Source organism: Nonomuraea sp. NPDC054003 (genome assembly GCF_055585125.1).
This window is the reverse complement of record NZ_JBVJKR010000023.1, coordinates 67,757-90,090: the sequence shown is the minus strand read 5'-3', so window position 1 is coordinate 90,090 and position 22,334 is coordinate 67,757. Positions and strand designations below refer to the sequence as shown.

At 71.9% G+C, this 22,334-nt stretch carries 22 protein-coding genes; 18 read left to right on the top strand and 4 right to left on the bottom strand.

Going from position 1 to position 22,334, the window contains the following annotated elements; genetic code table 11:
- Window positions 1–17: 17 nt before the first annotated feature.
- The 6 genes from ACZ6YG_RS41185 (at window position 18) to whiA (ending at window position 5,885) form a co-directional block, all read left to right on the top strand.
- Window positions 18–482, top strand: a complete 465-nt coding sequence (locus ACZ6YG_RS41185; protein ID WP_148031258.1) for a Rieske (2Fe-2S) protein — start codon at window positions 18–20, stop codon at window positions 480–482.
- 46 nt (window positions 483–528) lie between these two features.
- On the top strand, window positions 529–981 hold the full coding sequence (locus ACZ6YG_RS41180) for a Rieske (2Fe-2S) protein (protein ID WP_219550072.1): 453 nt from the start codon (window positions 529–531) through the stop codon (window positions 979–981).
- 89 nt (window positions 982–1,070) lie between these two features.
- Entirely contained in the window at window positions 1,071–2,975 is a 1,905-nt protein-coding gene (uvrC, locus tag ACZ6YG_RS41175) for an excinuclease ABC subunit UvrC (RefSeq protein ID WP_219550074.1), read from the top strand.
- Window positions 2,972–3,841 carry an RNase adapter RapZ gene (gene rapZ, locus ACZ6YG_RS41170; RefSeq protein WP_148031261.1) on the top strand — a complete coding sequence of 290 codons (870 nt, stop codon included), beginning with the start codon at window positions 2,972–2,974 and terminating at the stop codon, window positions 3,839–3,841. The genes uvrC and rapZ overlap by 4 nt, the downstream gene beginning before the upstream one ends.
- A gap of 74 nt (window positions 3,842–3,915) precedes the next feature.
- Window positions 3,916–4,833, top strand: a complete 918-nt coding sequence (locus ACZ6YG_RS41165; RefSeq protein WP_148031262.1) for a gluconeogenesis factor YvcK family protein — start codon at window positions 3,916–3,918, stop codon at window positions 4,831–4,833.
- 71 nt (window positions 4,834–4,904) lie between these two features.
- On the top strand, window positions 4,905–5,885 hold the full coding sequence (gene whiA, locus ACZ6YG_RS41160; RefSeq protein WP_148031263.1) for a DNA-binding protein WhiA: 981 nt from the start codon (window positions 4,905–4,907) through the stop codon (window positions 5,883–5,885).
- Window positions 5,886–5,892: 7 nt separating this feature from the next.
- Here whiA and ACZ6YG_RS41155 read toward each other — a convergent pair whose 3' ends face one another.
- Window positions 5,893–6,504: a hypothetical protein gene (locus ACZ6YG_RS41155; RefSeq protein ID WP_466020936.1), complete on the bottom strand. Its 612-nt coding sequence runs from the start codon at window positions 6,502–6,504 to the stop codon at window positions 5,893–5,895.
- Between the two features lie 241 nt (window positions 6,505–6,745).
- On the opposite strand from ACZ6YG_RS41155, the gene gap reads away from it, so the two are divergent.
- The 5 genes from gap to ACZ6YG_RS41130 all read left to right on the top strand — a co-directional run bounded on the left by gap (window position 6,746) and on the right by ACZ6YG_RS41130 (window position 10,492).
- Entirely contained in the window at window positions 6,746–7,750 is a 1,005-nt protein-coding gene (gap, locus tag ACZ6YG_RS41150; RefSeq protein ID WP_148031265.1) for a type I glyceraldehyde-3-phosphate dehydrogenase, read from the top strand.
- Window positions 7,751–7,780: 30 nt separating this feature from the next.
- Window positions 7,781–8,968: a phosphoglycerate kinase gene (locus ACZ6YG_RS41145; RefSeq protein ID WP_466020935.1), complete on the top strand. Its 1,188-nt coding sequence runs from the start codon at window positions 7,781–7,783 to the stop codon at window positions 8,966–8,968.
- Window positions 8,965–9,747 carry a triose-phosphate isomerase gene (gene tpiA, locus ACZ6YG_RS41140; protein WP_271275636.1) on the top strand — a complete coding sequence of 261 codons (783 nt, stop codon included), beginning with the start codon at window positions 8,965–8,967 and terminating at the stop codon, window positions 9,745–9,747. Before ACZ6YG_RS41145 ends, tpiA begins: the two co-directional genes overlap by 4 nt.
- A gap of 99 nt (window positions 9,748–9,846) precedes the next feature.
- Window positions 9,847–10,077 (top strand): preprotein translocase subunit SecG, encoded by a 231-nt coding sequence (gene secG, locus ACZ6YG_RS41135; RefSeq protein WP_148031268.1) that lies wholly within the window; start codon window positions 9,847–9,849, stop codon window positions 10,075–10,077.
- A 70-nt stretch (window positions 10,078–10,147) separates the two neighbouring features.
- Window positions 10,148–10,492, top strand: coding sequence for an RNA polymerase-binding protein RbpA (locus ACZ6YG_RS41130; RefSeq protein ID WP_148031269.1), 345 nt, complete (start codon window positions 10,148–10,150; stop codon window positions 10,490–10,492).
- A 51-nt stretch (window positions 10,493–10,543) separates the two neighbouring features.
- Here the strand turns inward: ACZ6YG_RS41130 and ACZ6YG_RS41125 are convergent, their stop codons facing one another.
- Entirely contained in the window at window positions 10,544–12,151 is a 1,608-nt protein-coding gene (locus ACZ6YG_RS41125; protein ID WP_466020934.1) for an amidohydrolase, read from the bottom strand.
- An 83-nt stretch (window positions 12,152–12,234) separates the two neighbouring features.
- Here ACZ6YG_RS41125 and ACZ6YG_RS41120 point away from each other — a divergent pair, with 83 nt between their 5' ends.
- Window positions 12,235–13,257 carry a GNAT family N-acetyltransferase gene (locus ACZ6YG_RS41120; RefSeq protein WP_466020933.1) on the top strand — a complete coding sequence of 341 codons (1,023 nt, stop codon included), beginning with the start codon at window positions 12,235–12,237 and terminating at the stop codon, window positions 13,255–13,257.
- Here the strand turns inward: ACZ6YG_RS41120 and ACZ6YG_RS41115 are convergent.
- Window positions 13,249–13,818 carry a Clp protease N-terminal domain-containing protein gene (locus ACZ6YG_RS41115; protein WP_148031272.1) on the bottom strand — a complete coding sequence of 190 codons (570 nt, stop codon included), beginning with the start codon at window positions 13,816–13,818 and terminating at the stop codon, window positions 13,249–13,251. The genes ACZ6YG_RS41120 and ACZ6YG_RS41115 overlap by 9 nt on opposite strands.
- Before the next feature lie 72 nt (window positions 13,819–13,890).
- Between ACZ6YG_RS41115 and ACZ6YG_RS41110 the strand changes: the two genes are divergently transcribed.
- The 6 genes from ACZ6YG_RS41110 to ACZ6YG_RS41085 all read left to right on the top strand — a co-directional run bounded on the left by ACZ6YG_RS41110 (window position 13,891) and on the right by ACZ6YG_RS41085 (window position 20,668).
- The gene (locus tag ACZ6YG_RS41110; protein WP_466020932.1) at window positions 13,891–14,661 is read left to right on the top strand and encodes a hypothetical protein; all 771 of its coding nucleotides are present in this window, start codon (window positions 13,891–13,893) and stop codon (window positions 14,659–14,661) included.
- Window positions 14,662–14,690: 29 nt separating this feature from the next.
- Window positions 14,691–15,008, top strand: coding sequence for a hypothetical protein (locus ACZ6YG_RS41105; protein WP_466020931.1), 318 nt, complete (start codon window positions 14,691–14,693; stop codon window positions 15,006–15,008).
- Between the two features lie 130 nt (window positions 15,009–15,138).
- Window positions 15,139–16,152 carry an adenosine deaminase gene (add, locus tag ACZ6YG_RS41100; protein ID WP_364230480.1) on the top strand — a complete coding sequence of 338 codons (1,014 nt, stop codon included), beginning with the start codon at window positions 15,139–15,141 and terminating at the stop codon, window positions 16,150–16,152.
- Between the two features lie 42 nt (window positions 16,153–16,194).
- A complete protein-coding gene (locus tag ACZ6YG_RS41095; protein ID WP_466020930.1) occupies window positions 16,195–17,856 on the top strand; it encodes a hypothetical protein in 1,662 nt (553 codons plus the stop codon).
- Window positions 17,847–18,278 carry a hypothetical protein gene (locus ACZ6YG_RS41090; protein WP_466020929.1) on the top strand — a complete coding sequence of 144 codons (432 nt, stop codon included), beginning with the start codon at window positions 17,847–17,849 and terminating at the stop codon, window positions 18,276–18,278. The genes ACZ6YG_RS41095 and ACZ6YG_RS41090 overlap by 10 nt, the downstream gene beginning before the upstream one ends.
- Before the next feature lie 137 nt (window positions 18,279–18,415).
- The gene (locus ACZ6YG_RS41085) at window positions 18,416–20,668 is read left to right on the top strand and encodes a hypothetical protein (RefSeq protein WP_466020928.1); all 2,253 of its coding nucleotides are present in this window, start codon (window positions 18,416–18,418) and stop codon (window positions 20,666–20,668) included.
- Between the two features lie 113 nt (window positions 20,669–20,781).
- Here the strand turns inward: ACZ6YG_RS41085 and ACZ6YG_RS41080 are convergent, their stop codons facing one another.
- Complete coding sequence (locus tag ACZ6YG_RS41080) at window positions 20,782–22,326, bottom strand: pectate lyase family protein (RefSeq protein WP_466020927.1); 1,545 nt, start codon at window positions 22,324–22,326, stop codon at window positions 20,782–20,784.
- Between the last annotated feature and the right edge of the window lie 8 nt (window positions 22,327–22,334).

The window sequence follows — 22,334 nt, the reverse complement described above, 5'->3', positions numbered from 1 at the left end:
ACCTGGGAGGACGCACCATGACCGAAACGACGCGCCGGGCGGTGATGTTCGGAGCGGGCGGGGCCGGCCTCGCCGCGGTGCTCACCGCTTGCGCCAGCTACGGCTCACCGGCGGCGGAGCCGGCCCCGGACACGGCGGACCTGGCGGAAGAGCCCGACGGCGAGGAGTCGGCCGCCGCGCCCAAGAAGAAGAAGCCGAAGGCACTCGCCGACACCAGCGACATCCCCAGCGGTGAGGGAAAGATATTCAAGAACCAGGACGTGGTCATCACCCAGCCGTCGGAGGGCGAGTTCCGGGCGTTCAGCGCCACCTGCACCCATCAGGGCTGCGCGGTCGCCAGCGTGTCCAACGGCGTGATCAACTGCCCGTGCCACGGCAGCCAGTTCAGCATCGAGGACGGATCCGTGGTCCAAGGTCCGGCCGGCGAGCCGCTGGCAGAGAAAAAGATCAGTGTGTCAGGAGGCAAGATCAGGCTCGCCTAAGGCGCCTTTCATGGTTTTCTCACCTGGCTGCGGTTGGCTGTGGCGCATGGGAGAAGACCTCAAGAGCCGTAGAGCGGTGATCGCGGGTGTCGGCGCGGGTGGGCTGACGCTGGCACTGGCCGCCTGCGGCGGCAGCGACACCACGGCCGCGACGCAGGAACCGGCCGCTCCGGCCTCGTCCAGCGCCCCCTCGCAGGCCGCGCCCGCGCAGGGCGGGGGGCTGACCACGACCTCCGAGATCCCGGTCGGCGGGGGCAAGATCTTCGCGGACCAGAAGGTCGTCGTCGTGCAGCCGGCGCAGGGGCAGTTCAAGGCGTACGGCATCTCGTGCACCCACCAGGGCTGCCCGGTGGACAAGGTCGAGAACGGCGCCATCGTCTGCCCGTGCCACGGCAGCAAGTTCAAGATCGAGGACGGCTCGGTGAGCGACGGCCCGGCCACCAAGCCGCTGCCGGAGCACCAGCTCACCGTGGAGGGTGACCAGATCTCGCTGGCGTGACGTCCCGGCGCTCGCCCGCCTTCGCGGCGGGCGAGCCTGTCGGTGACGGCCACTAGGCTGGAATCGTGGCGCGATCAGGTGGCAGTCCGTTGAGTTTCCGTCCCCGGCCCGGCTCCATCCCCGATTCCCCCGGGGTCTACCGGTTCAGGGACGCTCACGGACGCGTGATCTACGTCGGCAAGGCCAAGAGCCTGCGCCAGCGGCTCAACTCCTACTTCGCCGACTTCTCCGCCCTGCACCCGCGCACCCAGACCATGCTGACCACCGCGGCCGACGTCGACTGGACCGTGGTCGCCACCGAAGTGGAGGCGCTGCAGCTCGAATACTCCTGGATCAAGGAGTTCGACCCGCGCTTCAACGTCAAGTACCGCGACGACAAGTCCTATCCGTACCTCGCCGTGACCATGGGCGAGGATTTCCCGCGCGTGCAGGTCATGCGCGGCGCCAGGCGCAAGGGCACCCGCTACTTCGGCCCCTACTCGCACGCCTGGGCCATCCGCGAGACCGTCGACCTGCTGCTGCGCGTCTTCCCGGTCCGCACGTGCAGCGCGGGCGTGTTCAAGCGCGCCGGCCAGATCGGCCGGCCGTGCCTGCTGGGCTACATCGACAAGTGCTCGGCGCCGTGCGTCGGCCGCGTCACCCCCGAGGAGCACCGCGCGCTCGCCGAGGACTTCTGCGACTTCATGGCGGGCAACACCAGCCGCTTCATCAAGCGGCTGGAGCGCGAGATGCGCGAGGCCGCCTCCGAGCAGGAGTACGAACGCGCCGCCCGGCTCCGCGACGACATCCAGGCGCTGCAGCGGGCGCTGGAGAAGCAGGCGGTCGTGCTCGGCGAGGGCACCGACGCCGACGTCGTCGCGCTCGCCGAGGACCCGCTGGAGGCCGCCGTCCAGGTCTTCTACGTGCGCGGCGGGCGCATCCGCGGCCAGCGCGGCTGGGTGGTCGACAAGGTCGAGGAGGCCGGCCCCGGCGAGCTGGTCGAGCAGTTCCTGCTGCAGATGTACGGCGACGCCGCCGCCGAGTCGATGCCCCGCGAGGTGCTCGTGCCCGCGCTGCCGCCCGACGCCGGCGCCGTCGCCGACCTGCTGACCGAGCAGCGCCGGGCCCGCGTCGAGGTGCGGGTGCCGCAGCGCGGCGACAAGAAGGCGCTCATGGAGACCGTCGAGCGCAACGCCAAGGAGTCGCTCGCCCAGCACAAGATCCGCCGCGCGAGCGACCTGACCACGCGCAGCAAGGCCCTGCAGGAGATCGCCGACGCGCTCGACCTCGACCAGGCGCCGCTGCGCATCGAGTGCTACGACGTCTCCCACCTGCAGGGCGAGAACGTCGTCGCCTCCATGGTGGTGTTCGAGGACGGCCTGGTCCGCAAGAGCGAATACCGCCGCTTCGCGGTCAAGACCAAGGAGGGCGACGTCGCCGCCATCCACGAGGTCATCCTGCGCCGCTTCCGCCGTTACCTGGAGGAGCGCTCCGCCACCGGCGAGCTGACCCCCGAGGACGACGACGGCCACGGCCCCATCGACCCCGAGACGGGCCGGCCGCGCAAGTTCGCCTACCCGCCCAACCTGGTGGTGGTCGACGGCGCGGGCCCGCAGGCCGCCGCCGCGCAGCGGGCGCTCGACGAGCTGGGCGTCGACGACGTCGCCGTGGCAGGCCTGGCCAAGCGGCTGGAGGAGGTGTGGCTGCCGGGCGACGACCAGCCGGTGATCATGCCGCGCTCCAGCGAGGGCCTCTACCTGCTGCAACGCGTGCGTGATGAGGCACACCGGTTCGCCATCACCTACCATCGGGCCAAGAGGTCCAAGTCCGTCAAGGAGAGCGCGCTCGACAGCGTGCCCGGCCTCGGACCGGCGCGCCGCCAGGCGCTGCTCAAGCACTTCGGTTCCGTCAAGAAGCTGCGCGAGGCCACCGCGGAACAGATCCGCGAGGTCCCGGGCATCGGCCCCGCCACGGCCGAGGTGATCGTGTCGACCCTGAAGGGGGAGAGGCAGTGAAGACCACCGAGCCGGCGTTCGTCATCGTCACCGGCATGTCGGGGGCCGGGCGGAGCACCGCGGCCAAGGCCCTGGAGGACCTCGGCTGGTTCGTGATCGACAACCTGCCGCCCGGGCTCCTGTTCGCCATGGCGGAGGAGGCCGGCAAGGTCAAGCTCGCGGCCGACAAGGTGGCGGCCGTCGTCGACGTGCGCAGCCTGGCGTTCACCACCGACCTCAACGCCGCCATCGAGGAGCTGGAGACGCGCGCCGTGCGGGTGCGCGTGGTGTTCCTTGAGGCCAGCGACGAGGAGCTGGTGCGCCGCTTCGAGAACGTCCGCCGCCCCCACCCGCTCCAGGGCGACGGCCGGCTCGTCGACGGCATCACCCGCGAGCGCGGCATCCTGCGCGAGGTGCGGGCCAACGCCGACCTGGTGATCGACACCACCGCCCACAACGTCCACGAGCTGCGCAACAGGATCGTCGCCTACTTCGGCGGCGACGACCGTCCCGGCCTGCGGCTCAACGTGGTCTCGTTCGGCTTCAAGTACGGCCTGCCGGTCGACGCCGACCTGGTCGTCGACTGCCGCTTCCTGCCCAACCCGCACTGGGTGCCCGACCTGCGCCCGATGAACGGCACCGACCCGGCCGTGCGCGACTACGTCCTCGGCCAGCCCGGCGCCAAGGAGTTCCTCGACTCGTACGAGGAGGTCCTGCGGGTGGTCGCGACCGGCTACGGCCGGGAGGGCAAGAGCTACGCCACGCTCGCCGTCGGCTGCACGGGCGGCAAGCACCGCAGCGTCGCCATGGCCGAGCAGCTCGCCGCGCGCCTGCGTGACCGCGGCATGGAGGTCCAGGTGAGCCACCGGGATGTGGGGCGGGAGTGACCGGTGGCAGCGGGCGCGGGTTAAGCGAACCACCGTTCTGGGCGGGGTCGCAGCCGCCGTCCGGAGGGCCCCGCGTGGTCGCCCTCGGGGGCGGCCACGGACTGTACGCGTCGTTGTCCGCGCTGAGGGTGGTGACCGACGCGCTGACGGCGGTGGTCACCGTCGCCGACGACGGCGGCTCCAGCGGCCGGCTCAGGCGCGAGCTGGGCGTGCTCCCGCCGGGTGACCTGCGCATGGCGCTGGCCGCGCTGTGCGGCGACGACGAGTGGGGCAGCACCTGGAGCGAGGTGGTGCAGCACCGCTTCCGCAGCGAGGGCGAGCTGCACGGGCACGCCGTCGGCAACCTGCTCATCGTGGCCCTGTGGGAGCTGCTCGGCGACCCCGTGGCGGGCCTCGAATGGGTGGGCCGGCTGCTCGGCGCGCACGGCAGGGTGCTGCCGATGGCCTCGGTGCCTCTCGACATCGTGGCCGAGGTCGAGCTCGACGGCGTGATCTCGACCGTGCGCGGCCAGGTGGCGTGCGCGCTGACCCCGGGCCGGGTGCAGGCGATCTCGCTCGTGCCCGAAGACCCGCCCGCGCGGCCGGAGGCCGTCGAGGCGGTGCTGGAGGCCGACTGGGTGGTGTTCGGGCCGGGCTCGTGGTTCACCAGCGTGCTGCCGCACCTGAAGGTGCCCGAGCTGGCCAGGGCGCTGCACGACACCGGCGCCAAGCGGCTGGTCACGCTCAATCTGGCGCCGCAGCCGGGCGAGACCGACGACCTCTCGCCGCAGCAGCACCTGGAGGTGCTCAGGCAGCACGCGCCCGGTCTCTCGCTCGACGTGGTGCTCGCCGACGTCGGCGTGGTCGACGACCTGCCCGCGCTGGAGAAGTCGGCGGCGGCGTTCGGCGCCAGGCTGGTGACGGCCGACGTGGCGGCCCGCGACGGCTCCCCCCGGCACGACCCACGACGTCTTGCCTCCGTCCTGGACGAGATTTTCCTCCAGAAGCGTTGATCCTGGTCGGCGTGGCGCGAAGGTGCGAGAGGATGCTGTGAGCCGGTCTGTTTGGGGGAGGACTAACGCTCATGGCGATGACGGGTGTGGTGAAGGACGAGCTGAGCCGACTGTCTGTGCTCAAGCCCTGCTGCCGGAAGGCGGAGGTGTCGACGCTGCTGCGGTTCGCCAGCGGCCTGCACCTCGTGGGAGGGCGCATCGTGATCGAGGCGGAGCTCGACACCAACGCCACCGCGCGGCGGCTGATCAAGGACATCGGGGAGGTGTTCGGCCACAAGGCCGAGGTGCTGGTGCTGGCTCCCGCAGGGCTGCGCAAGGGGTCTCGCTACGTCGTGCGCGTCTACCGCGACGGTGAGGCGCTGGCCCGGCAGACGGGACTGATCGACAACCACGGGCGGCCGGTGCGGGGCCTGCCGCGGCAGGTGGTGGCGGGCGCCTCGTGCGACGCGGAGGCGGCCTGGCGCGGCGCGTTCCTCGCCCACGGGTCGCTCACCGAGCCGGGGCGTTCGATGTCGCTCGAAGTGACGTGCCCGGGTCCGGAGGCCGCGCTGGCGCTGGTGGGCTCGGCCAGGCGGCTGAAGATCCACGCCAAGGCACGCGAGGTGCGCGGCGTCGACCGGGTCGTGGTGCGCGACGGCGACGCCATCAGCGCCCTGCTGACCAGGCTGGGCGCCCACGACAGCGTCCTGATGTGGGAGGACCGGCGGATGCGCCGCGAGGTCAGGGCGACCGCCAACCGGCTGGCCAACTTCGACGACGCCAACCTGCGCCGCTCCGCCAGGGCGGCGGTGGCGGCGGGCGCGCGGGTGCAGCGGGCGCTGGAGATCCTCGGCGACGAGGCGCCGGTGCACCTGGTGGTCGCGGGCCGGCTGCGGGTGGAGCACAAGCAGGCGTCCCTGGAGGAGCTGGGCCAGCTCGCCGACCCGCCGCTGACCAAGGACGCGATCGCCGGGCGGATCCGCCGGCTGCTGGCCATGGCCGACAAGCGCGCGGCCGACCTCGGCATCCCCAGCACCGAGGCCAACCTCACGGTCGACATGCTGACGTCCTGAGCGGCGCTCAGGCCTGGCCGCGGTCCGGCGGGAGGAAGAAGCTGCCGGTCGCGGTCGGGTCCGCCTTGGGCGGCTGGAGCGGCTCGAACGGGGCCCGATACTCGGGCTCCGGCTCCTTCTCCGCCGTCTCCTCCGGGTCCCGCTGCGGCTTCTCGGCCGCGGCGTGCCTGCCCGTACGGCGCAGGCGCAGGGCTCGGGAGAGTACGAGGACGAACGCGGGCAGGGCGGCGGCCGCCATGATGGCCGGCAGCGGCCACGAGGGGTCGAGCGAGTTCCAGAACTGCCGGGCGGCGCCCGGGAGGGCGTCGAGGAAGCCCTGAAGGGTCAGCGGCGCGGCCGCGGTGTCCGCGCCGAAGCGCTGCGCGCCGACGGTCGAGAACACGTACGCGCCCATGACGATCAGGCCCCCGGGCACGGCCGCGGCCGCGTACAGGGCCGCGAAGAAGGACAGCAGGACGCTGCGGGGGCGGACGAGGCGGATGGCCCAGCCGACGAGTACGCCCACGACGAACGCGAGCGCGGCGAGGACCGGGATCCCGTCCCCGAAGGCGCGCAGCGACGAGGGCAGCCGGTCCATGAAGATGACGGCGGTCCCGAATCCGGCAGTGCAGATCAGCATCGTGATCAAGCCGATGACCAGGCCTGAAAGCAGGCCGGATCGTTGTCTTGACATCTCAGCCCCCAGAGAATGCCCGAGTTTACTCCGATGAGTCGGGCACTTTACTCGAAGTGCACAAAGCGCGCGTAACGAACCGCCATTCACGGCGAGGCGGGACCGCGTGGTCTAAACCAATTTAGGTCCGATAGGGTTTCTGGAGTTGAGGTATCAGCCCGCCATCACGTACGAGGAGATCGGTTCCGTGAGCATCCGCGTAGGCGTCAACGGCTTCGGCCGCATCGGTCGCAACTTCTGGCGCGCGGTGGCCGCCAGTGGCAAGGACATCGAGATCGTCGCTGTCAACGACCTCACCGACAACGCGACGCTGGCCCACCTGCTGAAGTACGACAGCATCCTGGGCCGCCTCCCGTACGAGGTGAAGGCTTCCAGCGACGAGATCACCGTCGACGGCAAGGCCATGAAGGTCTTCGAGGAGCGCGACCCGGCCAAGCTGCCCTGGGGCGACCTCGGGGTGGACGTGGTCGTCGAGTCGACCGGCCTGTTCACCGACGCGACCAAGGCCAGGGTCCACGCCGACAACGGCGCCAAGAAGGTCATCATCTCCGCGCCGGCCAAGAACGAAGACGTGACGGTCGTCATGGGCGTCAACCACACCGCCTACGACCCGGCCCAGCACACCGTCATCTCCAACGCCTCCTGCACCACCAACTGCCTGGCCCCGATGGCGAAGGTCCTGCACGACGCCTTCACCATCGAGAAGGGCCTGATGACCACCATCCACGCCTACACGCAGGACCAGAACCTCCAGGACGGCCCGCACAAGGACCTGCGCCGCGCCCGCGCCGCCGCGCTCAACGTGGTGCCCACCTCCACCGGCGCCGCCAAGGCCATCGGCCTCGTGCTGCCGGAGCTCAAGGGCAAGCTCGACGGCTTCGCCATGCGCGTGCCGATCCCCACCGGCTCGGCCACCGACCTGACCATCGACGTCAGCCGTGACGTCACGGTCGAGGAGGTCAACGCCGCGGTCAAGGCCGCCGCCGACGGCCCGCTCAAGGGCATCCTCACCTACACCGAGGACCCGATCGTCTCCGCCGACATCGTCACCGACCCGGCCTCCTGCATCTTCGACGCCGGCCTCACCAAGGTCATCGGCAACCAGGTCAAGGTCGTCGGCTGGTACGACAACGAGTGGGGCTACTCCAACCGCCTGGTCGACCTCATCGAGCTGGTGGGCGCGGACCTGTAGGACGACGGGCGAGCGAGGAAAGGGAGCCAGTTGCGCAATCTCGACGATCTCGACGTGAAGGGCCGGCGCGTGCTCGTGCGCGCGGACCTCAACGTGCCGCTCGACGGTGAGACGATCACCGACGACGGTCGCATCCGCGCGTCGCTGCCCACCGTCCGGGCCCTCGCGGGCAACGGAGCGAAGGTCATCGTCTGCGCCCACCTGGGCAGGCCCAAGGGGCAGGTCAAGCCGGAGTTCTCGCTGCGGCCGGTGGCCCGGCGGCTGGGCGAGCTGCTCGGCCAGGACGTCGCCTTCGCCTCCGACGTGGCGGGCGACGGCGCCAGGGCCACCGTGGAGGGCCTCCAGGAGGGCCAGGTGGCCCTGCTGGAGAACCTCCGCTTCGAGCCCGGCGAGACGGCCAAGGACGACGCCGAGCGCCGCGCCTTCGCCGAGCGGCTGGCCGCGCTGGCCGAGCTCTACGTGGGCGACGGGTTCGGCGCCGTGCACCGCAAGCACGCCAGCGTCTACGACGTGCCGGCGCTGCTGCCGCACGCGGCGGGCGGGCTGATCGCGGCCGAGGTCGACGTGCTGCGGAAGCTGACCGAGGACACCGAGCGGCCCTACGTGGTCGTGCTCGGCGGCGCCAAGGTGAGCGACAAGCTCGGCGTCATCGCCAACCTGCTCACCCGCGTCGACCGGCTCCTGATCGGTGGCGGCATGGCCTACACCTTCCTCAAGGCCCAGGGCCACGAGGTCGGCGGGTCGCTGCTCCAGGAGGACCAGCTCGACCAGGTCCGCGGCTTCCTGACCGAGGCGGCCGAGCGCGGCGTCGACCTGGTGCTGCCGGTCGACGTGCTGGCCGCCACCCACTTCGCCGCCGACGCCGCCTTCGACGTGGTGCCCGCCGACGCGATCCCCGCCGACCGGCAGGGGCTCGACATCGGGCCCCGTACGCGGGAGCTGTTCGCCGGCAAGCTGGCGGACGCCAGGACCGTGTTCTGGAACGGCCCGATGGGCGTGTTCGAGTTCGACGCGTTCGCCGGCGGCACCCGCGCGGTGGCCGAGGCGCTGATCTCGTCCGACGCCTTCACCGTGGTGGGCGGCGGCGACTCGGCGGCCGCGGTGCGCAGGCTCGGCCTGCCTGAAGACGGCTTCTCGCACATCTCCACCGGTGGCGGGGCCAGCTTGGAATACCTTGAGGGCAAGACCCTCCCCGGACTCGCCGCTTTGGAGGACTGAGCGTGAGAAAGCCCCTCATCGCCGGCAACTGGAAGATGAACCTCAACCACCTTGAGGCGATCGCGCTGGTCCAGAAGATGGCCTTCGCGCTCAACGACAAGGACTTCGACCGCGCCGAGGTGGCGGTCCTGCCGCCGTTCACCGACCTGCGCAGCGTGCAGACGCTCGTCGACGGCGACAAGCTGCGCATCGTCTACGGCGCGCAGGACCTGTCGCCGCACGACGCCGGCGCCTACACCGGCGAGATCTCCGGCGTCATGCTCGCCAAGCTGGGCTGCACGTTCGTGACCGTCGGTCACTCGGAGCGCAGGCAGTACCACCGCGAGGACGACGACCTCGTCAACGCCAAGGTGCTGGCCGCGCTCCGCCACTCGCTGACGCCGATCCTGTGCGTGGGCGAAGGGCTGGAGGTGCGCCAGGCGGGCGGTCACATCGCCCACTCTCTCGGCCAGCTCGACGGGGCGCTGCGCAAGGTCCCCGCCGAGCAGGCGAAGTCGATCGTGGTGGCCTACGAGCCGGTGTGGGCGATCGGCACCGGCGAGGTGGCCACTCCCGACGACGCCCAGGAGGTCTGCGGCGCACTGCGGCAGCGACTCGCGGAGCTGTACGACCCCGAAGTGGCCTCGGCGGTCCGTATCCTTTACGGAGGCTCGGTCAAGTCGGCGAACATCGCGGGGATCATGGCTCAGCCGGATGTCGACGGTGCGCTCGTGGGTGGAGCCAGCATCGACGCCGGGGAGTTCGTGAAGATCTGCCGATTCTCGGATATGGCAGGCTAACTGAGCCGTTCGGTGGGTGCGACTTGACATGAGGTCGTACCCTCTAGAGGCAAGTCTGAATCGTCACGCGTACCAAACCATTGAAGGACTAGGCATACCGTGGAACTCGGAATCTCCATCGCCCTCATCCTGACGAGCCTGCTGATGATCTTGCTCGTCCTGCTCCACAAGGGCAAGGGTGGCGGCCTGTCTGACATGTTCGGCGGCGGTTTCTCGTCGAACTTCGGCGGTTCCTCGGTGGTGGAGCGTAACCTCGACCGGCTCACCGTCATCACGGGAGTGGTCTGGTTCGTCTGCATCATCGCTCTGGGCCTGCTCGTCAAGCCCTGAGGCCAGACAGAACGCGTGACAGTGATTCTCCCCCCGTGGCTCACGGGGCGATCGAGCGAGGAGTTCATCCGTGGGTAGTGGCAACGCGATCCGTGGCAGCCGAGTCGGTGCCGGTCCTATGGGGGAGGCCGAGCGCGGCGAAGCGGCTCCGAGAGTGCGGGTCTCGTTCTGGTGCGCCAACATGCACGAAACGCGCCCCAGCTTCGCCAGCGACGCAGCGATCCCCGAGCTGTGGGACTGCCCGCGTTGTGGCCTCCCGGCCGGTCAGGATGAGAATGCGCCGCCTGCCCCCCCGAAGAACGAGCCCTACAAGACGCACCTCGCCTACGTGAAGGAGCGCAGGAGCGACAAGGACGGCAAGGCCATCCTCCAGGAAGCCCTGGAGCGGCTGCGCAACAACAAGTCCCCCTGGTAGGGCCAGACCACCCGAAGGGCCCCGGCGTCGCGCCGGGGCCCTTCGGCGCGTTCAGGCCTTCTCGTACACCGCTTCGCCGTCGACGAACGTCATGCGGACCCGGGTGGTCCAGATGTCCTCGGCCGGCAGGGCGAACGGGTCGCGGTCGAGCACCACGAGGTCGGCGGGGCGCCCCGGCTCGATCGTCCCGGCGGGGGAGCGGTTGATCCACGCCGAGCCCGCCGTGTACGCGGTCATCGCGGTGGCCAGGTCGATGCGCTGCTCGGGCAGGAACGGCGTCTGCGCCGTCGGGTAGCCGGCGTGCACGGACCCGCCCGGTTCTGTGCGGTTGACGGCCACGTGCATGCCCTGCAGCGGGTCGGCGTTCGACACCGGCCAGTCGCTGCCGGCGCAGAACCGGGTGCCGTGGCGGAGCAGGTCCGCGAACGGATACTGCCAGGACGAGCGCGGCTCGCCGAGGAACGGCAGCGTCAGCTCGTCCATCTGCAGATGGTGGGTGGCCCACAGCGGCTGCAGGTTGGCCGTCACGCCCAGCTCGGCGAAGCGCGGCACGTCCGACGGCTCGATGATCTGCAGGTGCGCGATGTGGTGCCGGTTGGCCGGGTCGGTGCCGGCGAAGCCGTCGAGTGCCTCGCGCACCGCGCGCTCGCCGATCGCGTGGACGTGCACCTGGAAGCCGAGCCGGTCGAGCTCGGCGACGTACTCCCTGAGCTTGGCCGGATCCACGTACGACAGGCCCGTGCCGCCGCACCGGCAGTAGGGCTCCAGCGTGGCGGCGGTGAAGTTCTCCGTGATGCCGTCCTGCATGATCTTGATCGAGGTGGCGGCGAACCGGTCCAGCCCCTCGGCCGACGCCCGTCGTGAGAGCAGGTCGTCGATCTGGTCCAGGCCGCGGGTGCGGTCCCACCACAGCGCGCCCACCACGCGCGCCCTGAGCCGCCCTGAGCGGGCCGCGGACAGGTAGGCGGGCAACTGGTCGTCCGAGCCGGCGTACGAGCCCACGATCGCGTCCTGCCAGCCCGTGATGCCCAGCGTGAACAGGTGCGCCTGGGCGTCCATCAGGGCGGCGTCCAGGTCCGCCGCGGTGGGGCGCGGGGTGAGCAGGCCGACGAGGTCCATCGCGCCCTCGTGCAGCACGCCCGTGGGGGTGCCGTCCGGGTCGCGCTCGATCCGGCCGTCGGCGGGGTCGGGCGTGTCCTTCCCGATCCCGGCCCGTTCCAGCGCGCGGCCGTTGACCCAGGCGGCGTGGTGGTCGCGCTGGATCAGGTAGGCGGGCCGGTCCAGGAAGTCGAGCTGCTCGCGCCTGGGCAGCCCGCCGGGGAAGGCGGACATGTCCCAGCCGCCGCCGTCGATCCAGGCCCTGTCCGGGTGCGCGTCCGCGTAGGCGCGGACGGCGTCAAGATACTCGTCCAGCCCGTACCGTTCCGAGAGGTCGCATCGGGCCCGCTCCAGGCCCGCCTGGACCGGGTGCATGTGCGCGTCGGTGAAGCCGGGCGTCAGCAGGCCGCCGTCCAGGTCCACGGTCTCGTGCCCGGGCGCCCGGGCGGACAGCTCCCGCTCGGCGCCGACGGCGGCGATCACTCCGTCGCGCACCAGGATGGATTCGGCGAAGTCGCCCTTCGCGGTGAACACGCGTCCGCCTCGGAAGAGTATGTTCATGCGGCCTGCTCTTTCGTACAGGTAGTTGAGCGGTGAAACACGACGTTAGCGGCAACGTAACAGGTACCCGGCATCCTTCTCATATGGGATTTCTGCGCATCCGCACCACCGTCGACGAGCGTCCCGGACGACTCGCCTCCCTCGCCGCCGCGCTCGCCGAGCGGGGTGGCAACATTCTCGGCCTGAGCGTCCAGTCCGACCCTGACGGCACCGTGGACGAGTTCGTCGCCGACATCCCCGCGAACCCCGAGACGGTGCGCGAGGCGCTCGAAGCGGCCGGCGGGCGGCGCGTCGTGGTCGTGCCCGCGACCGCGCACGAGCTGACCGACGAGCCCACCCGCGCCCTGCTGCTCGCCTCCCGGCTGCGCGCCATGCCGTGGCGGCTCCCCGAGCTGCTGGCGGAGCTGCTGCGCGCGGACGACGCCAGGTGGACCTATGGTGATGCGGTGAGTGATTTGCCTGATCCGACCCAGCTTGTCGTGCCGGTCGCGGCCAAGAGAGCTGTGCGGCTGCGCCGCGCGGAGCTGCCGTTCACCCTGACCGAGGCCGCCAGGGCCGCCTCCTTCGCCCGGCTGGCCCAGCCGCCCGCGGAGCAGGCGGGCGGTGAGACCGCGGTCAAGCTGGCCGACGGCGCCGAGGTCGTGATCAAGCCACTCACCCCGGTCTACCGCGAGGCGGTACGCGACCTGCACGACCGTTGCTCGCCGGAGTCGCGCCGGTTCCGCTACTTCACCGCGATGCCGTCGCTGCCGCCGCGCATGTTCGAGCGGCTGTGCGACCGCCGCCGCGGCCACTCGCTGGTGGCGGGCAACGACGGGCAGGTGGTCGCGCTGGCCAACCTCGTCTTCACCGCCGATCCGGGCATCGCCGAGATGGCGTTCCTGGTCGAGGACCGCTGGCAGGGGCGCGGGCTGGGCTCGGTCATGGCCAGGGCGCTCGTGCGGGAGGCCAGGGACCTGGGCTACGCCGAGGTCCGGACCTCCATGCTCGCCGACAACGTACGCATGCGCAGGCTGCTCGTCTCGCTGGGCGCCACGCTCGCCTACACCGACGACCCCGGCGTGGTGGAGGGGCGGCTGCCCGTCGGCGCCATGACGTCAGTCTGACGGGCCGGGCTCCGGCCCGATGCCGAGATGCCGCTCGATGCGTTCGAGGCTCTCCTGGATCTGCGCGAGCCGCTGGGCCACCGTCGAACTCGCGGTGAAGTACGTCTCACCCGGCCGCTCCTTCGGGCCCCGGTCCAGCCGGTCCAGGACGCGCTGCCGTATCGCGACGAAGTCGGCCCCCGTCGCCGCGAGCGCCTGCGCGCCCAGGCCCTGGCCCTCCTTGAGCAGGCCGAGCAGGATGTGCTCGCTGGAGATGTAGGTGTGGCGGAGCTGCAACGCCTCGCGCAGCGACAGCTCCAGCACCTTCTTGGCCCTGGGGGTGAACGGGATGTGCTCGTCTGGCCCGCTCTCGCCGGTGCCGATCTCGCGCACCACGAACTCCCGCACCGGCTCCAGGCTCGCCCCGCAGTCGGCCAGTACGCGCGCGGACGCCCCCTCGCCCTCCCGCATGAGACCGAGCAGCAGGTGCTCGGTGCCGATGTAGTTGTGACGCATGGCCCTGGCCTCCACCTGGGCGAGGACGACGACCTGGCGGGCACGGTCGGTGAAGCGCTCGAACACGGGCGGCCTCCGTTCGAGTGGGCTGTCTCCACTATGCGCTAGAAAACCGGCCATGTGGGGTACCTCACATGTGTGGATCTTGATGAGGTGGCCGGGCGGCTGTATGCGCTGCCGCCGTCCGATTTCACCGCGGCCCGCACCGCCGAGGCCCGGGCGGCCAAGGAGGCGGGCGACGCCGCGCTGGCCCGCGAGATCGGCAAGCTGCGCAAGCCCACCGTCTCCGCCTGGGCGGTGAACCGCGCCGCCCGCGAGCACGCGGACGAGCTGGGCGAGCTGCTGGCCGTCGGCGAGGAGCTGCGCGCGGCGTGGGCGGCCCAGGACTCCGACGCGCTGGCCGCGGCGACCCGGCGGCGCGGCGAGGTGACCGGCCGGCTGTCCCGGCTGATCAGGGAGGCGGCGGACCTGTCGGCCGCCGCCGCGGCGGAGGTGGACCAGACGCTCGACGCCGCCGTCGTGGACGCGGACGCCGCCGATGAGGTGCGCCGCGGCCGTCTGGCCAAGCCGCTCAGCTACAGCGGTTTCGCGCCCGCTCCCGTGAGCGCCGCTCCGGCGGCCCGCAGGAAGAAGCCGCCCCCGCCGGAGGAGGACGAGGCCCGGAAGGCGAAGGAACGGGCCGAGACCGAGGCCAGGGAGGCGAAGGAGCGGGCGGAGGCCGAGGCCGCGCACCGCGAGTGGAGCGAGACTCTCGCCGAGGCCGAGCGGGAGCACGGCGAGCGCGCCGACAAGGTGGCCCGGCTGGAGAAGAGGCTGGCCAAGGCGCGCAAACGGCTGGAGGCCGCCGCCCACCGGCTCGACGTGGCCCGCCGCGAGGAACGCCACGCCCGCGCCCGACTGAACGGCTAACGTCTCCCGGGGCAGAGGCGCCACCGGCCATGAGCGACGGCGCGGCCATGTACGACGGCGCGGCCATGTACGACGGCGCGGCCATGTACGACGGCGCGGCCATGTACGACGGCGCGGCCATGTACGACGGCGTGGTCACGAAGGTCATGCCGGCCGCCCGGCCGAGCACAGCTCGTGGCCGGTTCCCCTTCGACTCCCGCTCCGCTCCGGCAGGACGCGGACAAGGTCGCAGGTCCAGGTCCAGGTCCACCACGGCTAGCGAACCGCCCCCGTGCGCGTGGCCGGGCGGAGCGCCGGACGCCGCCAGCACCAGGAGGACGGACATGAATACGAGGTCGCCGATGTGAGGACCGGTGTCCGCACGGTGGGAGGAGTGCCGCAGAGCCAGCCGAGGGTCAGGGAGAATCTGACAAGATGATGGCAGATTCAGGCGGAAAACCTTCCGGGCGAAGCCGGGCCCGGCCTAAGGTCGTCGGCATGACCATCGACGCCTTCATCGACGCCCTGCCCAAGGTCGAACTCCACGTCCACCTGGTCGGATCCGCCTCCGTGCCCACCGTGCTGGAGCTGGCCCGCCGCCACCCCGGCAACGGCGTGCCCACGAGCGAGGAGGAGCTGCGCGCGTTCTACACCTTCCGCGACTTCCCGCACTTCGCCCAGGTGTACGCGGCCGTCAACGCGCTGGTCCGCGAGCCGGAGGACATCGCCACCCTCGTCACCGGGCTGGCCCGCGACCTGGCGGGACAGGGCGGGCGCTATGCCGAGCTGCAGGTCACCCCGTACGCGCACCACATCACCGGGATCCCCAGAGGCGAGGTCACCCGGGCGCTCGACCTGGCCGCGCGGCGGTCGCTCGACGAGCACGGGGTCGAGATCGCGTACATCTTCGACATCCCCGGCGAGTTCGGCGAGGAGGCCGCGAAGATCACGCTCGACCACGCGCTCGAAGAACCTCCCGCGGCATTGGTAGGTTTCGGCCTGGGCGGGATCGAGCAGCGGCGGCCCCGCTACCGCGACGCCTTCCGCGACGCGTTCGCCGCCGCGCGGGCGGCGGGGCTGCACAGCGTCCCGCACGGCGGCGAGATGACCGGGCCCGAGACCGTCTGGGAGGTCATCGAGGGCCTCGGCGCCGAGCGCGTCGGTCACGGCATCGCCTGCCTGGCCGATCCCCGGCTCGTCGCCCACCTGCGCGAGACGCAGCTCCCGCTGGACGTGTGCCCCACCTCCAACGTGTGCACCGGCCAGGTGGCGCGGATCGAGGACCACCCGCTGCCGCGCCTGCTGGAGGAGGGCCTGTTCGTCACGCTCAACAGCGACGACCCGCCCATGTTCGCCACCACCCTGGCCGGCGAGTACCGCGTGGCGGCCCGCGTCTTCGGCCTCGGCCGTACGGAGCTGGCCCAGCTCGCCCGCAACGCGGTGACGGCGTCCTACCTGGCCCGGGAGCGCAAGAAGGCACTCCTGGCCGAGATCGACGCCCTGGCCGCCTGACGATCCCGCGATTTGTCGGCGGGACACCCTAAGGTCCCGATCATGACGAACGCCTGGGAAGAGGTCAGGGCCGCCATCGAGGCGGTAGACACGCCCGCCGTGGTCAAGCTGGTGACGGGGCTCGACGACGAGCAGCGCCGCGAAGTGGCCGCCGCCCTGCCGGGACACCTGCCCGTCGCCCAGGAGGCCGGCCGGCGCAGGGAGCACGAGCGCGCCGAACAGCGCATGGCCGCGGTCCGCGAGCTCGCCGGCAGGAGGGGCCGGTCGATGTACGAGTTACCCGAGTACCACGAGCACGTCCGCTGGTCGCGGCATGACCTCTGGATCGAGCCGATGCGGGTCGCCGGGGCCGCCACCATCGCGGGCGCCGCCGCTGTCGCCACCTGGCTCAGCAGGCCAGACCTGCAGCGCCAGTGGGACGAGCCCGGGCGCGACGACGTGCCGTTCATCCTCGACGTCGTGTCCGCCCGGCCGGTCGCCTGGCAGCAGGACCTCGCCGTACGCTTCGCGCTGCGGCTGCGCGGTACCCGCCCCACCCGCGACCGGCGCGTCCAGCTCGCCCTGAGGCTGCTGCGCCACACGGGCGCCGTCCCGCCCGCGCGCGACCCGCTCACCCTCGCCTGGATCGTCGGCACCCCGCCCGACCGGCTGTCCGGCGACCCGCTCCTGGACACGATGGAGCCCAGGCTGTTCGAGACCGAGGGCGCGGGCCGGCTGCTCACCGACGACGCCTGGCCCGCCGCACTCGCCGAGCTCGCCCGTACCGGCAGGATCGCCCGGCAGGTGCTGCTCGACGGCTGCCTCACCCGGTTCCTGCGCGGCGGCGAGGCCACCGGCCTGCGCTTCTTCGTCCGTCTCCACGAGCGGCTCGACCCCGCCCCCGAGGAGGTCGCCGGCCGCCTGGGCGACTACCTGGCGCTGCTGCCCGCGTCCGCGGCCAACGTCGCCGACCTGGCGCTCAAGCAGGTCCAGCGGGGCGGTCCGGTGCCCGCCGCCGACGCCGGCGAGGCCGTCCAGAGCCTGCTGTTCCGCAAGGAGGGCAAGCTCGTACGGGCCGGCCTGGCCTGGCTCGACCGGCTGCTCAAGGACGGCGACGACGACCTCGACGCCTACGCGCCCGCGCTGGCCGCCGCCCTGCTCTGCGAGGCCGCCGGCGCCCGCGAGCGCGCGGTGAGGCTGGCCGTCAAGCACGCGGCCCGGTTCGGGCCGGCCGGAGCCGAGACACTGCGCGAGGCGGTGGCGACGCTCCCCGCCCACGAGGGAGCCGCGCTGGCCGCGGTCTTCGGAGGCGACGTGGCGGCGGAGCCGGAGACGTTCACGCCCGGCACGCTGCCGCCCGCGCCCCAGGCCGCCCCGATGCCGCCGCCGCTCCGCACTCCCGGTGAGCTGGGCAACTTCATGCCCAAGGAGTCCAGCTGGATCAGGACCGAGCGCTGGCTGAACGCGTTCGTCAGGCTCTTCGCGGGGCCGGAACGCGACCGGCTGCCCGCCGCGCTGACCCGGCACGCGACCCCCGACAACGAGTTCAGGGGAGCGCCGTGGTGGCACGCGAGCATGTGGGCCAGCGCGATGGTCAGGGAGCTGGTCGAACCGGGGGCCGAGAGCCGGATCCGGGACGCCGCGGGTACTTCGGCGCGTACAAACCCGCCGACGTCGCCCTGCTGGCCGACGGCGACGGCCCGGCGGGGCCCGGGATGTCGTTGATGCTGGCGTACTCGCTGGTCGACGACGGCCAGGACCTGGCGGTGGAGGCGTTCCTGCGACTGGCCGCGGGGGGCGGTGTGGCGGGGGAGGAGGCCGGCCGGACGCTCGCCGAGGTGCTGCGGCACGGCGGGGAAGGGCCGAAGCGCGCTCTCGCGGCGCTCAGGGAGGCGGCGCTGAAGGGCGCGCACCGGGAGGTGTGGGAGGTGATGGCCGGCTGGCTGACCGCCTCTCTGCCGGGGCCGGGGGAGCGGGCCACCGCGGGGCACACCCGGATGGTGTCGCTCGCGGCCGACGTGGCCTCCTGGGTGGGTGCGCGGGGCGAGTCACCGGTGATCGCCGAACTGGCGAGCCGCCGACCCGGCAGCGAACTCGTCCGCCAGGCCCGCCGCTTGCACGCCTGCCTCACCGCCCCGCCCGCCTGACGCCGTCACCAGGCGGCTCACCACAGCGGGGCGGTGGCCCGGCTCGTTCCCACTGCCGCGGCCTTGATCGTTCTCAGGACGGCTCGCTAGCGTTGATCGCCTTTCGTTCACCCGTTCCCCTTCTCGGGAGATGTCCCGTGCGCCGTTACCGTTTCGGCTGGATCGCCGCCCCGATCGCCGTCGCCTTCGGGGGCGCCGCCGTGGTCGCCGGCGTCTTCGCGCTGGTCACCGGCGACGCCGCCGTGCTGCGGGCGCTCGTCGTGCACGGCTGGGGTACGGACATGGTGCCCTACACCTGGTGGGTGGAGGTCATCCTGGTCGGGGGCGGGATCCTGACCGGCTGGGCCCTGTGGCAGATCCTGCGCGGGCGGCGGGCCGGCGAGGCGCCTGTCCTGGCGCGGCCGGTGCGGCTGCTGCGGGCCGCGCTGTACGTGAGCCTTGCCTGCGCCCTGGCGTACGAGGCGCCGATCCCGTACCAGTGGTGGCTCGAACTGCCCGGCACGTTGACCCAGTTCGCCATCGTCTGGCTGTTCTTCGTGGTCCTCGCCGGATCCGTCCCCCGGTGGCTGCGGATCGGGGCACTCGTGGCGGGCCTGGCCGACACCGCCGTGGACCTGGTCGCCATCGTCGCCTACGGCCTGGGGCAGTACTGGGACCTGCCGCGGCTGGGCAACGTGCTCCACCTGCTGTGGGTGGTGCCGGTGCTGATCGGGCAGGCCCGGGACGGGCGCTGGAGCCGGGGCACCGTGCGGGCGGGCATGGTCGCGGCGGTGCTGGCGTCGCTGTCGTCCGGATCGTTCATGATCGTCGGGTTCGGCGGCATCGCGGACCACGGCACGGTGATCCTCATGGTCCGCACCATCCTGAGCGTCTTCGAGCTGATCTGGATGGCGCGGACGGCCCACGAACTGGCCGGGCCGCCACCGGAGCCGTCCACGCGCCGGGGCGAGCGGGCGGCGGTGCGCCCGTGGCCGCTCGCCGCCGTGGCCGTGGTGCTGCCGTCGGTCCCGGCCGCCGTCAACCTCGCCCAGGGGATGCCCTTCTGGATCGGCCCCAGGGGCGCGGTGGACATGTTCTTCCGCGAGTACTCCAGTTACCCGGCGGGCCTGGCCTGGGTCGCCGTGGACGTGCTCGTCGGGGTGGGCGCCCCGGCCGTGCTCGTCCTGGTGGCCGTCATCCGCAGGAGCAGGCGGCTGCTGACCGGCACGATCCTGTTCCTCGTCCTCGCCGCCGCGGCGGGCGTCGTGACGGCGCTCACGGCGCGGCCGGAGGAGGACTGGCAGGTCGTTCCCGAGATGGCCGAGGAGCGGCTCGCCGTCTACCCGGACGGGCAGTTCGGCGGGGGCCTGGACGGTCAGCTCGTGTTCGGCCTCTCGCCGCTCTGGTACAGCGCGGCGCTCGCGGTCTCCGCCCTCGTCCTGTTCCTCCTGTACGCGGCCCCGCCCGCCGCCCGGCGGGGGCGCCGGGTGTTCGCGATGGCGCTCGCCACGGCCGTGGCGCTGATCTTCGTCCCGGCCGCCGACCGGTCGCTGGGCACGGTCACCACCGCCGCCGACTGTTCACCACCGGACCGCCGGCAGACGGGGGTGGAGCCCGCGCCGCTCACGGGCGAGGGCGCGTTCATCTGCGAGATACGCACCGGCCAGGTCCTGGACATCCCCGCCACCATGCCCGACCAGGCGCTGCTCGCCTACGGCCGGAGCCTGTGCGGTGTCTACACCCGTGACGACCCGCGCGAGCTGGCCCGGGTCGAGTCCGTGGAAGGACTGCGGGTCCGGGACCTGTACTGGGCGATCGACCACATCTGCCCCGCCGCCGCGGCGAAGGTCAAGACCGAGCGGGAGGCGGACGACCAGGAGTTCGCCGCGTTCCATGCCGAGGAGCGGGCCAAGTGCGCCGCCACCCCGCGCCACCGTCCGCTCATCGAGCCCGTCAAGGCGGTCCGGCTTGATGACCCGGTGTGGCCGGAGACCGGACTGGAGATGCGGGACACGGCGGGCACCGGCGATCCCGGCGGCGGCCGGCACGACGACCTGGTCGAGTCCGGCCCCGGGCACCTGACGGTGTCGGTGGACTCCGAGTACCACCTCTGCGTCACCCTGGAGACGTACTCCCGCCGCCCGCCGGTGGAGACGAAGGGCTGGGACCACGTCACCGAGGCCGGCTACACCAGCACGGACGGCGAGCTGGTGTTCCAAGACGTCCTGGCCGGCATCGTACTGCCCGACCTGTCGCCCGGCGGCCGCCGGGGCCGCTACCGCATCCGCGTCCACCACGCCTGGTTCCCGTGGAAGGGCGAGGAGAGGGGCACCCAGCGGCTGCTGATCATGGCGTACCCGGGGAAGGACGACAAGCTCGTCACCTACCGCAAGCCCGCGGGGAGCCGGTGAGAGTCCCGCTCCCCGGCCAGGGCGGTCACGGCCCTTCCGGCGGGCAGGCTTCCACGTCGCCCGAACCAGCCGAAAGGGCGGGGCCGCCCGGTGGCCCCGCCCTCGCTCAGGTGCTAGCCGCTGTAGGTCTCGAACTCGGCGACCCTCGGCGTGCCGGACGAACCGGTGATCCGGAAGGTGATCTTCTTCAGCGTGGTGGGGGTGAAGGTGATGGCGCCCGCCCCGCTGCCGGATGCCAGCACGGCGGAATTGTCGTGGTTGACGAGCTGCCAGGACCCGATCGAGGAGCCCGACGCCTCACGGATGACGACCCTGGACACCGTCTTCGCCGAACCCCACTTGACCGAGATGTCACCGGTCGAGCCGCTCGGCGACCAGTGGGTGCCCGCGTTGCCGTCGATCACGTTGCCGTAGCTCGTCCCGGAGGCCTTGCTGGAGCCGTCGGCGCCGGCCCCGATGCTGAGGTTGGTCCCGCCGCCCGTCGGCGTGGTCGTCGGCGTCGGGCTGACCGTCGGGGTGGGGCTGTTCGTGGGGGTCGGCCCCGGTGTCTGCGGCGTGCAGCTGCCGTTCGACACCCGCATGCCCTTGTTGGCGCCCGCCGTCTGGGCGACGACGTTCGGCACGCACGAGGCCCCGTCCATGCTGTAGCCGTACGGGACGCTCACGCTGGTGTTGGACTGCGGGTTGGGCCCGGCGGGGTTGTTGTCGCCGCTGCGGCTGGACCAGGTCACGTTGTCGAAGATGTTGCCGGCGACCTGCCAGTAGCCGGCCTCACTGGTGTAGAAGGTGCCCAGCACGTCCTTGGAGTTCCTGAAGTAGTTGTTCTCCACCTTGGCCCGCCCCCCGGCCCGGGAGTTGATGCCGGACTCGTGGATGCTCACGTACGAGTTGTTGTAGATGTGCGCGACGCCGCCGCGCAGCAGGGGCGTACGGGAGTCGATGTTCTCGTACAGGTTGTGGTGGAAGGTGACGAAGCCGTTCGAACGGTCGCTCTCACTGGACCCGATGAGCCCGCCGCGGCCGGAGTTGCGCAGGATGCTGTACGACAGCGTCACGTACTGGGTGTTGTCCTTCATGTCGAACAGGCCGTCGAACCCCTCCGACTCGCCGCCCGAGGCCTCCAGGGTGACGTGGTCGACCCAGACGTTGCGTACGTCGCTCTCCATCCCGATGGCGTCGCCGCCGTTGGAGGTGGGCGAGCCCGACTTCTTGACGTTCCGTACGGTCACGTTCTGGATGATGATGTTGCTGGCCTCGCGGATGTGGATGCCGAGCTGGTCGAAGACGGCGCCGTTGCCGACCCCGATGATCGTGACGTTGCTGATCTGCTTGAGCTCGATCACCCCGGCGGCGGTGTTGCAGCTTCCGCCCGACACCTTGGTGGTGTTGCCGTGGTTGATGGTGCCCTCGACCTCGATGGTGATCGGGGTGCTGCTGCTGGCCCGGTTGCACAGGGCCGCGTGGATGGCGGTGCCCGTGGTGGCCCGCACCGTCTGCCCGCCCGCGCCGCCGGTGGTGCCGCCGTTGGCGGTCGCGTAGCCGGTGGCGCTGCCGACGGCCGCCGTGGCGTTCAGTGCCGGTAAGGCCACACCCAGCGCGGCCACCAGGGCCGCCGTGGACAGCGCGGCCGGGAGCCGCCATGCGCCTGCTCGTCTCATCCTTGTCT

Coding starts and splice junctions, on each gene's coding strand:
- ACZ6YG_RS41185 (WP_148031258.1), top strand. CDS start 18: ATGACCGAAACGACGCGCCGGGCGGTGATGTTCGGAGCGGGCGGGGCC.
- ACZ6YG_RS41180 (WP_219550072.1), top strand. CDS start 529: ATGGGAGAAGACCTCAAGAGCCGTAGAGCGGTGATCGCGGGTGTCGGC.
- whiA (WP_148031263.1), top strand. CDS start 4,905: ATGGCGATGACGGGTGTGGTGAAGGACGAGCTGAGCCGACTGTCTGTG.
- ACZ6YG_RS41155 (WP_466020936.1), bottom strand. CDS start 6,504: ATGCTGATCTGCACTGCCGGATTCGGGACCGCCGTCATCTTCATGGAC.
- ACZ6YG_RS41125 (WP_466020934.1), bottom strand. CDS start 12,151: ATGAACATACTCTTCCGAGGCGGACGCGTGTTCACCGCGAAGGGCGAC.
- ACZ6YG_RS41120 (WP_466020933.1), top strand. CDS start 12,235: ATGGGATTTCTGCGCATCCGCACCACCGTCGACGAGCGTCCCGGACGA.
- ACZ6YG_RS41105 (WP_466020931.1), top strand. CDS start 14,691: ATGAGCGACGGCGCGGCCATGTACGACGGCGCGGCCATGTACGACGGC.
- add (WP_364230480.1), top strand. CDS start 15,139: ATGACCATCGACGCCTTCATCGACGCCCTGCCCAAGGTCGAACTCCAC.
- ACZ6YG_RS41095 (WP_466020930.1), top strand. CDS start 16,195: ATGACGAACGCCTGGGAAGAGGTCAGGGCCGCCATCGAGGCGGTAGAC.
- ACZ6YG_RS41090 (WP_466020929.1), top strand. CDS start 17,847: ATGTCGTTGATGCTGGCGTACTCGCTGGTCGACGACGGCCAGGACCTG.
- ACZ6YG_RS41080 (WP_466020927.1), bottom strand. CDS start 22,326: ATGAGACGAGCAGGCGCATGGCGGCTCCCGGCCGCGCTGTCCACGGCG.